Source organism: Pseudomonas sp. R151218B TE3479, from assembly GCF_053629195.1.
This window is the reverse complement of sequence record NZ_JBRJHV010000001.1, coordinates 3785902-3800665: the sequence shown is the minus strand read 5'-3', so window position 1 is coordinate 3800665 and position 14764 is coordinate 3785902. Positions and strand designations below refer to the sequence as shown.

12 protein-coding genes are annotated in these 14764 nt (G+C 61.4%); 5 read left to right on the top strand and 7 right to left on the bottom strand.

The window, feature by feature from the left end; all coding sequences use genetic code 11:
* Positions 1-262: 262 nt before the first annotated feature.
* Positions 263-538, top strand: coding sequence for a fructose-bisphosphate aldolase (locus AB7M32_RS16810; RefSeq protein WP_454250622.1), 276 nt, complete (start codon positions 263-265; stop codon positions 536-538).
* Positions 539-842: 304 nt separating this feature from the next.
* On the opposite strand, the gene uxuA is transcribed toward AB7M32_RS16810, so the two are convergent.
* The 6 genes from uxuA to AB7M32_RS16780 form a co-directional block, all read right to left on the bottom strand.
* Positions 843-2018, bottom strand: a complete 1176-nt coding sequence (gene uxuA / locus AB7M32_RS16805) for a mannonate dehydratase (protein WP_454250621.1) — start codon at positions 2016-2018, stop codon at positions 843-845.
* 16 nt (positions 2019-2034) lie between these two features.
* Complete coding sequence (locus tag AB7M32_RS16800) at positions 2035-3489, bottom strand: mannitol dehydrogenase family protein (RefSeq protein ID WP_454250620.1); 1455 nt, start codon at positions 3487-3489, stop codon at positions 2035-2037.
* 17 nt (positions 3490-3506) lie between these two features.
* Complete coding sequence (locus tag AB7M32_RS16795) at positions 3507-4799, bottom strand: MFS transporter (protein ID WP_072410059.1); 1293 nt, start codon at positions 4797-4799, stop codon at positions 3507-3509.
* Between the two features lie 78 nt (positions 4800-4877).
* Positions 4878-5909, bottom strand: coding sequence for a Zn-dependent oxidoreductase (locus tag AB7M32_RS16790; RefSeq protein ID WP_192260767.1), 1032 nt, complete (start codon positions 5907-5909; stop codon positions 4878-4880).
* 53 nt (positions 5910-5962) lie between these two features.
* Positions 5963-7174 (bottom strand): D-mannonate dehydratase ManD, encoded by a 1212-nt coding sequence (gene manD / locus AB7M32_RS16785; protein WP_454250619.1) that lies wholly within the window; start codon positions 7172-7174, stop codon positions 5963-5965.
* 4 nt (positions 7175-7178) lie between these two features.
* Positions 7179-8180 carry a sugar kinase gene (locus AB7M32_RS16780; RefSeq protein ID WP_454250618.1) on the bottom strand — a complete coding sequence of 334 codons (1002 nt, stop codon included), beginning with the start codon at positions 8178-8180 and terminating at the stop codon, positions 7179-7181.
* A 153-nt stretch (positions 8181-8333) separates the two neighbouring features.
* On the opposite strand from AB7M32_RS16780, the gene kdgR reads away from it, so the two are divergent.
* Positions 8334-9116 carry a DNA-binding transcriptional regulator KdgR gene (gene kdgR, locus AB7M32_RS16775; protein ID WP_454250617.1) on the top strand — a complete coding sequence of 261 codons (783 nt, stop codon included), beginning with the start codon at positions 8334-8336 and terminating at the stop codon, positions 9114-9116.
* 810 nt (positions 9117-9926) lie between these two features.
* On the opposite strand, the gene AB7M32_RS16770 is transcribed toward kdgR, so the two are convergent.
* Positions 9927-11483, bottom strand: coding sequence for a carbohydrate porin (locus tag AB7M32_RS16770; RefSeq protein WP_454250616.1), 1557 nt, complete (start codon positions 11481-11483; stop codon positions 9927-9929).
* A 170-nt stretch (positions 11484-11653) separates the two neighbouring features.
* Here AB7M32_RS16770 and AB7M32_RS16765 point away from each other — a divergent pair, with 170 nt between their 5' ends.
* From AB7M32_RS16765 to AB7M32_RS16755, 3 genes are read left to right on the top strand one after another with little or no spacing between them, the layout of a single operon-like run.
* Complete coding sequence (locus AB7M32_RS16765; protein ID WP_454250615.1) at positions 11654-12928, top strand: ABC transporter substrate-binding protein; 1275 nt, start codon at positions 11654-11656, stop codon at positions 12926-12928.
* Between the two features lie 21 nt (positions 12929-12949).
* A complete protein-coding gene (locus AB7M32_RS16760) occupies positions 12950-13912 on the top strand; it encodes a carbohydrate ABC transporter permease (RefSeq protein ID WP_454250614.1) in 963 nt (320 codons plus the stop codon).
* On the top strand, positions 13909-14751 hold the full coding sequence (locus AB7M32_RS16755; RefSeq protein ID WP_454250613.1) for a carbohydrate ABC transporter permease: 843 nt from the start codon (positions 13909-13911) through the stop codon (positions 14749-14751). The genes AB7M32_RS16760 and AB7M32_RS16755 overlap by 4 nt, the downstream gene beginning before the upstream one ends.
* Positions 14752-14764: the final 13 nt, after the last annotated feature.

Here is a 14764-nt window from a genome sequence, read left to right as displayed (position 1 = left end):
TATAGTTGGGTTCGTCGCTGGCTTTGGTCAGTGGCTGGGTTTCGCAGCCCGACAGATACGGTAGCAACCAAGCATCATAAAAGTGACAATGAGCGCCTTTGGCGTTCGACGTCATTTTATGGTGGCTGTGTGTGGGAGATCTTCGGGTCTGCCGGGTTCCTTCGTATCCTCGGTCTGCGAACCCACGCGCAGCTACCACCCATTCGTTTCGCAGCGGATCGAAGTAGCTTTTTCTTGATACGAAGAATGAGTAACTATTGCCATGAATCAACGCGATCAACGCTTCACACCTCTTACCCAAACCGCCACCACCCACCCCGTCCTACTGATCGACACCCACGCCCCACTGCCCGAACTCCATGCCTGTGCCGGCGAACGCCTGCACGCCACGCTCGACTACCTCACCTTGGTGGCCTGCGGCAGCCTGCGTGACTCGGCAGCGAGCGACATCAACACCCTCACCAATGTCGCCCGGATCCTGGTGCAGGATGTCGCGGATGTGTTCGGCGTGATCGAGCGCCGCGGGCTCGAAGGCTGAACCATTGTGGGAGCGGGCTTGCTCGCGAAAGCGGAGTGCCAGTCAACTTAACTGCTGAATGTTAAACCGTCTTCGCGAGCAAGCTCGCTCCCACAGGGGAATGGCGTTAGCCCGAGAATTTCTCAGGCGTTTACCTTCCGTGGCGAGGGAGCTTGCTCCCGCTGGGTTGCGTAGCGACCCCAAGCTGACTGAATGGGATCGATCTGATGCACCGAGGTGCCGGGTTTTAGGGCTGCTGCTCAGCCCAGCGGGAGCAAGCTCCCTCGCCACAGCTGTTAACCGCCCTCACCCAAACAGAGCTCATCTAGCCCAGTTGTCGGCGCACGGCCAGTTCCACGCCGCGGATTTCCGCCAGGCCCTTGAGGCGGCCGATCAGTGAGTAGCCGGGATTGCTCTTGCGGTGCTGATCGTCCAGCAGTTGATGCCCATGGTCTGGACGCAGCGGCAAGCGCGGGCCGCCTTCGCGTTCACGTCGGCGCTCTTCAGCCACCAAGGCGCCGATGACCCCGACCATGTCGACGTCGCCGTCCAGGTGATGGGCTTCATGGAAGCTGCGTGGGTCGGTTTCCCGGCGGGTTGAACGCAGGTGAGTGAAGTAGATGAACGGCGCAAAGTGCTTGGCCATCGCCACCAGGTCGTTGTCTTCGCGCACACCATAGGAACCCGTGCAGAACGTCAGGCCATTGGCCGGGCTTGGCGCGGCATCCAGCAGCCATCGGGCGTCTTCGGCGGTGGACAGGATGCGTGGCAAGCCGAGCAGTGCCCGGGGCGGGTCGTCCGGGTGGATTGCCATGCGCACACCCACCGCCTCGGCAACCGGGATCACCGCACGTAGAAAATACCCCAGGTGTTCGCGCAACTTGGCCTCGTCGATGTCGGCGTAGGTGCGCAGCAAGTCACGGAAGTTGTCCAGGCTGTAGTGTTCCTCCGCACCGGGCAAGCCCGCAATCAGGGTATTGACCAGGGTTTCGCGCCGGGCCGGCGTCAGTTGTTCGAAGTAGGCCTTGGCCTGCTGGATGTCCTCGACGCTGTATTCAGCCTGCGCGCCCGGGCGCTGAAGGATGAACAGGTCGAAGGCGGCGAACGCGGTTTGATCGAAACGCAAGGCCCAGCCGCCATCCGCCAGTTCGAAAGACAAATCGGTTCGGGTCCAGTCCAGCACCGGCATGAAGTTGTAGCAGACGATATCGATACCGCAGCTCGCCAGGTTGCGCACACTTTGCTGGTAGTTGGCGATGTACTCGTCACGCCGCCCGCAACCGCGCTTGATGTCTTCATGCACCGGAATGCTTTCCACCACCGACCAGCTCAGGCCGGCCGCTTCGATCATCTGCTTGCGCGCCGCGATGGCATCTACCGGCCATACTTCACCATTGGGAATTTCGTGCAACGCGGTAACGATACCGGTCGCACCGGTCTGGCGGATGTCCGCCAGGGAGATCGGGTCTTTGGGGCCGAACCAACGCCATGTCTGTTCCATGTTCTTCTCCTTGTGATCAGTTGGGTGCGGCAAAAGTGGGTAAAAGGCTGCCGATACCGTCGCGGACCAAGGCGTCATAGGCGCCTTGCACTGCATCGCGAAACGCCGCGCGAGTCGACAACTCAGCGGGGAAGACTTCATCCATATCCAGAAAAGCCTTCACCAGCGACGAGCCTTCGAATCGTCCCGCAAGATCGGCGAAGGTGGCGCTCAACGGGTCATCGATCAACTGCGCCGAATCGGCGGACAACGGCTGCGTGCAGTAGCGAATCCAGGCGGCGATGCCCAATGCGATGCAGGCGATGCCACGTCCCTGGTCAAGCAGTTGCTGCGCACCCAGCAACCAGCGTTGCGGCAGTTTCTGCGAACCGTCCATGGCGATCTGGCGCAGGCGATGTTGCAGGCTGTCATTGGCAAACCGTGCCTTTAGATCGTGGGCATAGACCGCAAGGTCGATACCCGCAGGCATGTCCAGCGTGGGCGCTGCCTCGTCGGCCATGTAACGCCCGATCAGGTGCAGCAGGTTCACGTCACTGACGGCCTCGAACACCGTTTCGTGACCGACCAGCAGTCCCACATAGGCCAGCAACGAATGGCTGCCATTGAGCATGCGCAACTTCATTGTTTCGAACGGGCGCACGTCGTCGACCATCTGCACCCCTTCCACTTCCCAGTCCGGACGGCCAAGGGGGAAGTGATCCTCGATCACCCACTGGCTGAAGCTTTCACAGACCACTGCCGCCGGGTCGTGACAGTCCAGTTGCTCCAGCCGGCGGAAGGACTCACCGTCCATCGCAGGCACAATGCGGTCGACCATGCAGCTGGGGAATGCCACCTGTTGCTCGACCCACTGTGCCAGTGCCTTATCCTGCAACGCCGCCAATGCGCTGACCGCCTGGCGGGTGCGCTGGCCGTTGTCGGGCATGTTGTCACAGCACAACACAGTGAAGGCCGGAATACCCGCAGCGCGGCGCCGGCGCAGGGCTTCAAGGACGATGCCGGGGGCCGAGCGCGGCGCTTGCGGATGAGCGAGGTCATGGGCAATCGCCGGGTCTTCGCTGCGCAGTTGCCCCGAAGACGGACTCAGGCAATAACCCTTTTCAGTGACCGTGAGCGTGACGATCCGCGTTTGCGGCGCGGCCATGCAGTGCAACAGTTGCTCCAGGTCGGAACCGCCCTCGCCCACATACAAGGCCTGGCGCAGCACCCCGATCTCGCGCAGCGTCACTTGCTCGCGGTCGCGGTATTCGGCCACATGGTAGCGACCGTCCTGCTCGCGCAATTGCTCGACCAAGGTGCGATTGGAGCGCAGGTTGGCGCTGCACACGCCCCAGTCGCTTTCACCCTGGCGATTGAGATGGCGTTGCAGGTAGACCGCCTGGTGCGCGCGATGAAACGCGCCCAGGCCCAGGTGCACGATACCGATCTGCGCTGCAGTGCCGGTGCAAGGTACACGTTTCACAACAGGCATCGACTCACTCCTTCTGTTCAGGAACGGCCCAGGGCCGAAACAGGCTGCGGGCTTTGTGCCGCCGCGTTACCGGTATCCGCCACCGACAGCGGTTTAACGTAGCGCGCGACACACACGGCACCGATCACGGTCAGCAGCCCCGCCAGCAGGAACGCACTGGTGAACGAACCAGTGAACTGCACCAAAAAGCCCGTCAGGGTCGGGCCGACAATGCCCGAGGTGTTCGCCAGAAAGTGCATGAAACCACTGACGCCACCCACCCGCGCCGCCGGAACGGTGTCCTGGATGATCGCCCAATAGATGGCGCCGGTGAGGTAAAGGAAGAACACCGCCAAGGCGACGAGAATCACCGCTGGATACAAGGTAGTCACCATCCCGGCACAGGCGATGCAGGCAGCGCAGGCCAGCAGGCACGTCACCAGCACCACTTTGCGTGAGAACATTATCCGCCCGGTTTTCTTGAACACGAAGTCAGAGATGAAGCCGCCCAGGGCCAGGCCGAGGAAACCCAGGACCCAGGGAATGACCGTGGCGATGCTCATGTCCTTGACGTTCAAGCCGTGGGCCATGGTCAGGTAGCTGGGGAACCAGGTCAGGAAGAAGAACAAGGTGTAGTTATAGGAAAAGAACGCCAGGGAGGTGAACAGCACCGTCGGCTGCTTGAGGTAGAACCGCAAAGGGAACACCGGCTGTGCCGCCAGTTCGCTCTGCCCCTCGGCTCGGAGAATATCCTCGGCGCCCTCGCCTTCGGGCCGTTCCTTGACGAACTTGAACCACACCGCCGCCCAGATCAGGCCGATCAGCATGATGATAATGAACGAGATTTTCCAACCGTAGGTGACGGCGATAAAGCCCACCACCGGACCGGAAATCGCCCCGCCCAGCGGCGTGCCGGACATCGACGTACCCAGCGCCCGCGCCCTGTGCTTGGGGGCGTACCAGTTGTTCACCATTTTACTGGTGGTCACACTCAGTGGTCCTTCGCCCATGCCGAACAGGATCCGGATGAGCACCAGCGAAGCGAAGCCCACCGTCAGTACGGTGAGGCCGCTGAACAACGACCACAAGACCATGGCCAGCAGCAAGGTGGTCTTGGCGCCGTAACGGTCGGCGGCCCAGCCACCGATGAAGTTGAAGGCCGCATAGCCGACGAAAAAACTGCTGAAGATCATGCCCATCTCACCCGTACTCAGACCGTAGTCTTTCTGGATGAAAGGTGCCGCCACAGACAATGCCGACCGGTCGAGGTAATTGATGACCCCAGCCAGGAACAGCATGATGATGATTAAGCTACGTCCTTGACCAAACATGGTGGAGCCTCCCGCTTGTTGTGTTTATTCGGTGAGGGTGCCCATGACAGGCACGGTGAAACCGGTGGTAGCGACGGCTCAGTGATGGGCGTTCGTCAACTCCACCAGCACTTTTCGGGTTTGCTCGGGGTGCTTTTCGATCAGGTCGATGGCGCCGGGCATTTCGTCGAAGGTGACGCGATGACTGATCAGGTCCTGGACTTGCAACTTGCCGCTGGCGATCAATTCGATCACCTGGGGGAACTTGCGGTTGTTGAGCCGCGATCCCACCAGGGTCAGTTCCTTCTTGATCATTTCCAGCTGCACCAGATCACTGGGCGTGGCATTGAAGCCCAGCAAGCCGATACGCCCGGCCGGCGAGGCCAGGCGCACCATCTGCGGCATCAGTGCCGGAATGCAGGCGGCATCGACAATCAACGGCACGCCCTCACCTTGAGTCAGCTCACGCATGACGGCTTCGACATCGACTTGCTGGCCGTTGAGGGTCCGGCTGGCGCCCAGCGCCCGTGCCGTCTCCAGGCGGCTGTCGATGACATCGGTGACGGTAATGTCGGTCAAGCCCAACGCCCGGGCCATTTGCACCAGGGTCAGGCCGATCACCCCGGCGCCGTAGATCAACACGCTGTCGCCTGGGTGCGGTTGCATGCGATCGAGCACGTTCAGGGCAATGGAATAAGGCTCGACCAGGGCGCCGTGGCTGAGGGACATCGCATCGGGCAGGCGGTGGGCGTTTTCGGCCGGTACGCAGACCTGCTCGCTGAAGCCACCGTCGCGGTGCACGCCGATCACTTGCAGCCGCGTGCAGACATTGGGCCGGCCAATGCGGCAGGGATAACAGGTGCCGCAACTGATCACCGGATCGATGCACACCCGGTCGCCCACCTGCAGGTGCTCGACGCCTTCACCGACTTGCCGGATCACCCCCGAGAACTCATGGCCGGTAACACGGGGGAACCGCACGAATGCGTTCTGCCCATGAATGATGTGCATGTCCGAACCACAGATGCCGGCATACGCCACATCGACCTGGACCTCGCCGTGGGCAACCTGGGGTTGATCGACCTGGGCCAGCCCGAACTCGAAGGGTGCTCTTACCTGGAACGCTTTCATCAGTCACTCCTGACGGGGCATGCGCCCCGTTTGCTCAAAGGGTTGAAACCGCTTCACCAATGCCAGAGCGTGCCGTCTTCGAGACGGTTGACCGGCAGGCTGGCGCGCTTGTAGGGGTATTGGCGGGCAAGGTCTTCATCGATGTCGACGCCATGCCCCGGTGTTTCGCCCGGCGTGAAGTGGCCGTCCTCGAAGCGATAGGCATGGGGGAAGACTTCATCGGTGCGATCTTCGTGAGGCATGTGTTCCTGGATGCCGAAGTTGGGCACCCACGTATCGAAATGCAGGGCCGCGCCCATGCACACCGGCGACAGGTCGGTGGCGCCGTGAAAGCCCGTACGCACCTGGAACAGCGCGGCGAAATCGGCAATGCGCCGCACATGAGTAATGCCGCCGGCATGCACCAGCGTCGTACGGATGTAGTCGATCAACTGTTCCTGGATCAACTCGCGGCAGTCATGGATGGAATTGAACACCTCGCCCACCGCCAACGGCGTGGTGGTGTGCTGTCGAATCAGGCGGAAGCTCTGCTGGTTTTCCGCCGGTGTGCAGTCTTCCAGCCAGAACAGGTTGTACGGTTCCACGGCCTTGCCCAGGCGCCCGGCTTCGATGGGCGTCAGGCGATGGTGCACGTCGTGGAGGATATGCAGGTCATCACCAAAACGTTCGCGCACGGCGGCGAACAGCTTGGGGACGTAGTTGAGGTATTTGGCGGTGTCCCAGACGTGTTCGGCGGGCAGGTCGCTGTCGGCCGGTTCATAGCGCTCACCGCTGCGCTTGGCGACACCGTAGGTGGTGGCAATGCCGGGCACGCCGCATTGCACACGCACGGCTTTATAGCCCAGCTCGACGTGCCGGGCGACTTCGTCCAGGCACCCTTCGATGTCCTTGCCGGTGGCATGCCCATAGACCATCACCCGCTCGCGGCTCTTGCCGCCGAGCAATTGGTACAAGGGCATGTTCGCGGCCTTGGCCTTGATGTCCCACAGCGCCACGTCGACGGCGGCGATGGCCGTCATGGTCACCGGTCCCCGGCGCCAGTACGCGCCGCGATACAGGTACTGCCAGATGTCCTCGATGCGGTGGGCATCGCGGCCGATCAGCGCGGGCAGGACGTGCTCCTCCAGGTAGGCGACGACCGCCAGTTCGCGGCCATTCAAGGTTGCATCGCCAATGCCGTAGAGGCCGTCATCGGTGACGATTTTCAACGTGACCAGGTTGCGACCCGGACAGGTGACGATGACGCGCGCTTCAACGATTTTCATAAAGTCAGACCTGTGCAACAGAAGGAAGTGAGGATGCGGCCATGTCCGGCATGGCCGCCTGGGGAATCAGCGCGCCCCGATATCGGACGACCTGGGCCGCCAGGCGATGCCCCCAGCGGGCGGCCTGCTCTGGAGCGCCGCCGCGCAGGCGACAGGCCAGGTAGGCGGCGCTGAACGAATCACCGGCAGCGGTGGTGTCGACGACATCGGAAACGGTTTGCGCGGGCACCTCGAAACGCCCTGTCGGGCACTGGATCAAGCAACTGGCGGCGCCACGCTTGAGGGCGACTTCGCGTACGCCCGCCTGGGCGTAGGCGCTGAACAAGGCGTCCGGGTCACGATAGCCGAACAGGGTCGCGTCATCTTCCCAGGTGATCAGGGCCAGGTCGGTCAGGTGCAACAGGGCGCGGTAGGCCTGCCGGGCCGATTCAGGATCGAGCCAGAGATGGGGGCGGTAGTTGTTGTCGAAGACGATGCGCGCGCCCGCTCGACGAGCCCTGGGCAGAGCCTGGATCAAGCGTTGGCGGCCTTCTGGCGTGAGGATCGCCAGGCTGATGCCGCTCAGGTAGACGTAGTCGTAATCGGCCAATGCAGCGAGCATGGCGTCGGCCTCGGGGCCCTCGAACATGCGCCGCGCCGCTGCTTCCCCGCGCCAGTAGAGGAAACGTCGCTCGCCGTGTGGATCGGTCTGGATGAAATACAGCCCCGGCAGCGCGCCTTCGATCACGCGGACATGAGCATCACCGATCCCCTCGTCCAGCCAGGACCGGCGCATGGCGACGCTGAACGCATCGCTGCCCACGGCCGTCACGTAGTCCACGGCCACTGCGCCATGGGGATTCAATCGGGCCAGATAGACTGCGGTGTTGAGCGTATCGCCACCGAAAGTCTGCGTGATCGCGGCACCCGGCTCACCGCGCATCTCGATCATGCACTCCCCCACCAACGCCACTTTCAGCGGGCGGGCGAAGCGGGTCTGCGGGCCATGGTCAAGCGTTAAGTCCATAATCAACGCGCCTTTCTTGTTTTTAAAACGGCGTTTCATTTTTATCTCAAGGCCCGAGTCTAGTCAGATTTCCGGCCTCGTCAAGCAAAAATGAAACAGCGTTTTGTTCTGCTTGCGTATATCCTTGGGTTTTACTTTCACGTTGGAGCCTTCATGGACAACAGCGTCATTCCCAACAACGATCTGGTGTCGGCGGTGGGCCGGACCATGGCCGTGCTCGAGGCACTGGCCGAGCATCCGGAAGAAAGCGGCGTGTCGGAAATCGCCACCAAACTGGACATGTCCAAGGCCACGGTTTATCGCTTCCTGCAGTCGCTCAAGGCCCGTGGGTATGTGGTGCAGGACGCCGAGGATCGCTATCGCCTCAGCGTCCGACTGTTCGAACTGGGCGCCCAGGCCCTGCCCCACCTGGACATCGTCCGGGAAGCGGAGCCCGGGATGCGCCGGATCAACGAGCTGACCGGCGAGACCGTCCACCTGGGGATTCTCGACGAAGGCAGCATCGTCTACGTGCACAAGATCGACTCCAAGTACAACCTGCGCATGTACTCGCGGATCGGTCGACGGGCGCCGTTGTACTGCACCGGCATCGGCAAGGTATTGATGGCCTGGCTCGAAGAAGATGAGCTGCTCGTCCACCTGGCACAGGAAAGCTTCGAGCGCCGCACGGCCAATACCCTGACCAGCGTCGAGTCGTATCTGCAGGAACTGGAGACCGTTCGCCAGCAAGGCTATGCCGAGGACCATGAAGAGTTCGAAGACAACATGCGTTGCCTGGCGGCCCCGATCCGCGACCGTTTTGGCCATGTGATCGGCGGGATGAGTGTTTCATTCCCGTGCTTTCGCTTCAGGGAAGAGTTGAAGCAGGACTACGTCAAGCAACTGATGCAAGCCACCCAACAGATCTCAAGCCAGTTGGGCTGGCATACACGTTAATCGCAAAAGCCGTGGGCAAAACTGTGGAAGCGAGCCTGCTCGCGAAGGCGTCATCACATCCAACATCGCTGCAAACTGACTCTCCGCTATCGCGAGCAAGCTCGCTCCCACAGAGGATGAGTGGTGACTGCGAAGTCTGTGAACGACTCGGCAAAAACTGTGGGAGCGAGCTTGCTCGCGATGACGTCAACACATCCAACATCACTGCAAACTGATCCTCCGCTATCGCGAGCAAGCTCGCTCCCACAGAGGATGAGTGGTGACTGCGAAGTCTGTGAACGACTCGGTAAAAACTGTGGGAGCGAGCTTGCTCGCGAAGGCGTCATCACATCCAACATCACTGCAAACTGATCCTCCGCTATCGCGAGCAAGCTCGCTCCCACAGAGGATGAGTGGTGACTGCGAAGTCTGTGAACGCCCCGGAAAAAACTGTGGGAGCGAGCCTGCTCGCGAAGGCGTCATCACATCCAACATCGCTGCAAACTGATCCTCCGCTATCGCGAGCAAGCCCGCTCCCACAGAGGATGGGTGGTGACTGCGAAGTCTGTGAACGACTCGGCAAAAACTGTGGGAGCGAGCTTGCTCGCGATGACATCAACACATCCAACATCACTGCAAACTGATCCTCCGCTATCGCGAGCAAGCTCGCTCCCACAGAGGATGGGTGGTGACTGCGAAGTCTGTGAACGACTCGGCAAAAACTGTGGGAGCGAGCTTGCTCGCGATGACGGCGGCACATCCAACACCTGTCCAGGCTGATCCACCGCTATCGCGAGCAAGCTCGCTCCCACAGGTCTCGACTGGCGGGTATCAGAACCAGGTTTCCATCTGGAGGCCGTACTGCCAGGTGCCGCCGGCGTTGAAGTCCGTCTTGCCGAAGGCGTCTGTGGCGCTGTACCTGTCCAGGTCCGACGACCAATTCATGACGCTGGCGAACAGACGCAGTTCAGGGCGCGTAAGCAGATCGCCCAAGTCGGGCTTGAAAGTCGGGGCAACCGTGAACTTCCAGAAGTTACCGTCAACCGCATTGCGTTGCAGGTAGCCCTTGGGGTCGAGCTGCATGGTTTGCCAACTCATCTCGTAGGCCATCTCGAAATTGCTGTTGATTTCGTTGGCCAAGCGCACGTTCAGAGTCATCCAACGGTAGTCGTCACCCTTGACATAACGGTCCTTGCTTTGCTCCGCCAGCAGGCTCGGGCCGATGCGCCAGTCGGACGTCAGGGGCGTTTCGCCGTACAGCGCCACACGCAGAGCACGGGCATCGTCGATCAATTCGCCATCGGCGCCGACGTTCTTGACCTCAGCCCCCAACCCCTGCCCATAGAGCAGCGCGGTCTTGAAGAAGCCTTCGCGACCGAAAAAGGTTTTCTGGTGATTGGCGACCATGGTGTGCAAACCGGAATCGGCCGGCGCCAGTCCCGCTTCATTGGTACGAGTGCCGAAGTCGTTTTTCTTCGAGCCTATGGCGTTGAACATCCACTGCCACTGCCCCCCGTCGAAAAACTGGTTGGACGTCAGGATGTAGCTTTCCACATCGGCATTGACCCCGCCCTCACTGAAATCCCCGTAGTTACGCCCGATCAACGAGTAGTTCGAGCGCCAGTCCTTGGTCATCTGCACGTCGTAGATGCCACCCCCGGTGCCGGCCAGATAGACCACGTCAGAGTCCAGCCAGTGGATGTCGAAATTGTCCCTGTCAAAGCGCTTGCCGGCCCACAAGGTGGAATGCTCGAACATCGAGTTGCCCTTGAATGCCGCGAGGTGATCGAGTTCCGTGAACACTTGGCGCACGTTCAGATTGCTTTCCTCGGCAGTCCAGTCGTTGGAGCTCTCTACGCCATCGGCAATGGACACCGTGAATTTGGAGCGGGTGCCGTTCTGCGCGTACAGCTCTTTCGACAGGTCGATGCGCATGTAAGTGTCATCCTCGTTACCGAGTCGCCCCACGGCGCCGCCGACAGAACCGGCCGGGGTGGTGTACGGACCGCCACGCCCGCCACCCAACCCATCGTTGATCAGCAACCCGGAGCGGGCGTAGCCCTTGAAACTGAAGCCGTCAGTGAGGTGCGCGCTACCGCCCTGCTTTTCCGTGCTTTGCTGGCGGGCTTCGAGTTTTGCCAGGCGGGCATCGAGCGTGGGTGTCGCAACGGCGGACACGGTCGGTTGCGCGGCGGGTGTGGCGAGTTTGATTTGCTGCAGTTCCCTGGCGAGTGCCTGGGTTTGTTGTTCGGCGGCGGCTGCACGCTTTTCCGCTGCGCTGGCACGGGCTTCGAACGCCGCCATACGCTCTTCCAGAGTCGCGGCCTGAGAGTTGGCCGCCGAGGCGCCGAGCACGCTTGCGAGTAGCCAGCTTGATGCTTTCTGCATGTGGATTTTCCCTGTTTTGTTTTTATTGTTCTGTTGCCGCGACCGGCCTTTTCCACCCAGGTTCTGAATTGTCAAAACAGAGGAAAAAAAGGATGCCTCATCGCAAATACGCTGCTACATTTGGCGATGTTAACGTTAACTTTTCTAAAAACAAAAATAAAGAGGGCTTTATGAAACAGCTCAAATCGCTCCTTCCAGCGGCGCTGCTCGGCCTTTGCGTCGGGTTTCCAGCCCTGTCGACTGCCGCCAACCTGACGATTTCCTGTGGTGCCGTGGGTGCCGAATTGCAACTGTGCAAAGAGGCCGTCGAAGCGTGGTCGAAGCAGACCGGCAACAGTGTCGAAGTGGTTTCCACACCTAACTCGGCGACCGAGCGGTTGTCGTTCTACCAGCAGATCCTCAGTGCGCAATCCAGCGACATCGACATCATCCAGATCGACATGGTGTGGCCGGGAATGTTGGCCAAACACTTGCTGGACTTGCGCGAGGTGCTTGCGGCCGACGCCACCCAGGGGTATTTCCAGGCCCAGGTGGACAACGCCACGGTGAACGGGCGCCTGGTGACCATGCCGTGGTTCACCGATTCGGGGTTGCTGTATTACCGCAAGGACTTGCTCGAGAAATACAACAAGCCCGTGCCCCAGACCTGGGAAGAAATGACATCCACCGCCAGGACTGTCCAGCAGGCGGAGCGCGCTGCCGGGAACGCCAATGCCTGGGGTTATGTATTCCAAGGGCGCGCCTACGAAGGCCTGACGTGCAATGCCCTGGAGTGGATCAGCAGCCAACCGCAAGGCGGGCTGGTCAACGCCCAAGGCGACATCGTGGTCAACAGCCAGGCTTCACGGGCGGCGTTGACCCTGGCCAAAAGCTGGGTCGGAGACATCGCTCCCCGTGGCGTGCTCAATTACACCGAGGAAGAAGGACGCGGCGTCTTCCAGTCGGGCAATGCGCTGTTCATGCGTAACTGGCCTTATGTCTGGGCCCTGGTGCAAAGCCAGGACAGCGCCGTCAAAGACAAGGTCGGCGTCGCGCCCCTGCCCCGTGGCGGCGCGACGGGTACTCACGCGTCCACCCTCGGCGGCTGGGGCCTGGCGGTGTCGCGCTACAGCGCCAACCCCAAGCTTGCCGCGGAACTGGTGAGCTACTTGAGCAGCGCCCAACAACAGAAACATCGGGCCCTGGTCGGCGCCTACAACCCGGTGATCGAATCGCTCTACCAGGATCCCGAGTTGCTCGCGGCCATGCCTTACTACAGCCAACTGCACAGCATTCTCAACGATGGGGTCATGCGCCCCGCCTCGATCACTGCCGACCGCTATCCACGGGTCTCCAATGCCTTCTTCGATCAAGTGCACGGCGTGCTGGCGGGCGAGCGACCGGTGGATCAGGCCCTGGCCGAGCTGGAAAGCGAACTCACGCGGATCAAACGCCGGAACTGGTAAGCCACAAGGAAGGAAATCACCATGTCTGTCTCCACCACACTCGCCCCCGACGACGAGTACCTGCCCGCCCGGGAAACGCCGGTACAACGCCGTCGCGTTCGCGCCGCCTGGCTGTTCCTGACCCCGATGCTGCTGTGCCTGGCGCTGGTGGCGGCCTGGCCGCTGCTGCGTACCTTCTGGTTCAGCCTGACCGACGCCAGCCTCGCCGATACGGGGGATGCAACCTTTGTCGGCTTGAGCAATTATCTGTTCCACAGCAGTGCCGGCTGGTCAGGCCTGCTCGTCGATCCACAGTGGTGGAATGCGGTGCGCAACACCTTGCATTTCACCGTGGTGTCGGTGGGGCTGGAAATCGTCCTGGGGCTGCTGGTGGCGTTGCTGCTCAACGTCCGGTTCAGCGGACGCGCCCTGGCGCGGGCGTTGATCCTGATCCCCTGGGCGATCCCGACCATCGTCTCGGCGAAAATCTGGTCATGGATGCTCAACGACCAGTTCGGCATCATCAATCATCTGATGCTCGGCCTGGGCCTGATCGACGCGCCGCTGGCCTGGACCGCCGACGCGGACCTGTCGATGTGGGCGGTGATCATCGTCGACGTCTGGAAGACCGTGCCTTTCGTCACCCTGCTGATGCTGGCGGCCTTGCAGATGCTGCCCAGCGACTGTTACGAAGCTGCCAGGGTCGACGGCATCCACCCGGTGAACGTGTTCTGGCGGGTCACCCTGCCGCTGCTGATGCCGGCCTTGCTGGTGGCGGCGATCTTCCGGATCCTCGATTCCCTGCGGGTCTTCGACGTGATCTATGTGTTGACCTCGAACTCGTCGAGCACCATGAGCATGTCGGTCTATGCCCGCCAGCACTTGGTGGAATTCCAGGACGTCGGTTATGGCAGCGCCGCCTCGACCTTGCTGTTCCTGGTCGTCGCGGCGATCGCCATGGTTTATCTGTACCTCGGACGCCGCCAGCTGGAGGTCCGCTCATGAGCCCGCGCCTGCTGAAAAAAGCCCTGTTGCGCCTCGGGTTCTGGTGCCTGATCGCGATCTTGCTGGTGTATGCGGTCTTCCCTTTCTACTACGCCATCGTAACGTCGCTGAAACCGTCCAGCGCCTTGTTCCAGGTGAGCTACTGGATCGACCACCCCGATTTCTCCAACTATGCCGCCGTGCTCAACCAGGCCTCGTTCCTGCGGGCTATCGGCAACTCGCTGGTGGTTGCGCTGTGCGTGGTCGCGCTGGCGCTGTTCCTCAGCCTGACCGCCGCCTATGCCTTGGGCCGGGTAAAATTTCGCGGGCGCGGTCCGGTGTTGATGATGGTCCTGGGCGTCTCGATGTTTCCCCAAGTCGCGGTGCTGTCGGGACTGTTCGAGGTAATCCGTGTCCTGGGCCTGTACAACACCTCCTGGGCGTTGATCCTGAGCTACACGATTTTCACCCTGCCCTTCACCGTCTGGGTGCTGACCACCTTCATGGGGCAACTGCCTCATGAGCTGGAAGAGGCCGCCATCATGGACGGTGCGTCACCTTGGGTCACGCTGACCCGCGTGCTGTTGCCGCTGCTCTGGCCGGCACTGGTCACCACCGGCCTTCTGGCCTTTATCGCCGCATGGAACGAGTTCCTCTTTGCCCTGACCTTCACCCTGACCGACTCGCAACGCACGGTCCCAGTCGCCATCGCGCTGATTTCCGGCGGCAGCCCCCATGAGCTGCCTTGGGGCCTGTTGATGGCGGCGTCGGTGCTGGTCACGGTGCCCTTGGTGATTCTGGTGCTGATCTTCCAGCGCCGCATTGTTTCCGGCCTCACTGCCGGTGCGTTAAAGGGTTGAGGCCCAACACAGA

What these genes read in the sequence shown, in the direction of transcription:
- AB7M32_RS16770 (WP_454250616.1), bottom strand. Translation starts at nt 11,483, where the DNA reads ATGCAGAAAGCATCAAGCTGGCTACTCGCAAGCGTGCTCGGCGCCTCG.
- manD (WP_454250619.1), bottom strand. Translation starts at nt 7,174, where the DNA reads ATGAAAATCGTTGAAGCGCGCGTCATCGTCACCTGTCCGGGTCGCAAC.
- AB7M32_RS16790 (WP_192260767.1), bottom strand. Translation starts at nt 5,909, where the DNA reads ATGAAAGCGTTCCAGGTAAGAGCACCCTTCGAGTTCGGGCTGGCCCAG.
- AB7M32_RS16800 (WP_454250620.1), bottom strand. Translation starts at nt 3,489, where the DNA reads ATGCCTGTTGTGAAACGTGTACCTTGCACCGGCACTGCAGCGCAGATC.
- AB7M32_RS16765 (WP_454250615.1), top strand. Translation starts at nt 11,654, where the DNA reads ATGAAACAGCTCAAATCGCTCCTTCCAGCGGCGCTGCTCGGCCTTTGC.
- AB7M32_RS16795 (WP_072410059.1), bottom strand. Translation starts at nt 4,799, where the DNA reads ATGTTTGGTCAAGGACGTAGCTTAATCATCATCATGCTGTTCCTGGCT.
- uxuA (WP_454250621.1), bottom strand. Translation starts at nt 2,018, where the DNA reads ATGGAACAGACATGGCGTTGGTTCGGCCCCAAAGACCCGATCTCCCTG.
- AB7M32_RS16755 (WP_454250613.1), top strand. Translation starts at nt 13,909, where the DNA reads ATGAGCCCGCGCCTGCTGAAAAAAGCCCTGTTGCGCCTCGGGTTCTGG.
- AB7M32_RS16810 (WP_454250622.1), top strand. Translation starts at nt 263, where the DNA reads ATGAATCAACGCGATCAACGCTTCACACCTCTTACCCAAACCGCCACC.
- AB7M32_RS16760 (WP_454250614.1), top strand. Translation starts at nt 12,950, where the DNA reads ATGTCTGTCTCCACCACACTCGCCCCCGACGACGAGTACCTGCCCGCC.
- kdgR (WP_454250617.1), top strand. Translation starts at nt 8,334, where the DNA reads ATGGACAACAGCGTCATTCCCAACAACGATCTGGTGTCGGCGGTGGGC.
- AB7M32_RS16780 (WP_454250618.1), bottom strand. Translation starts at nt 8,180, where the DNA reads ATGGACTTAACGCTTGACCATGGCCCGCAGACCCGCTTCGCCCGCCCG.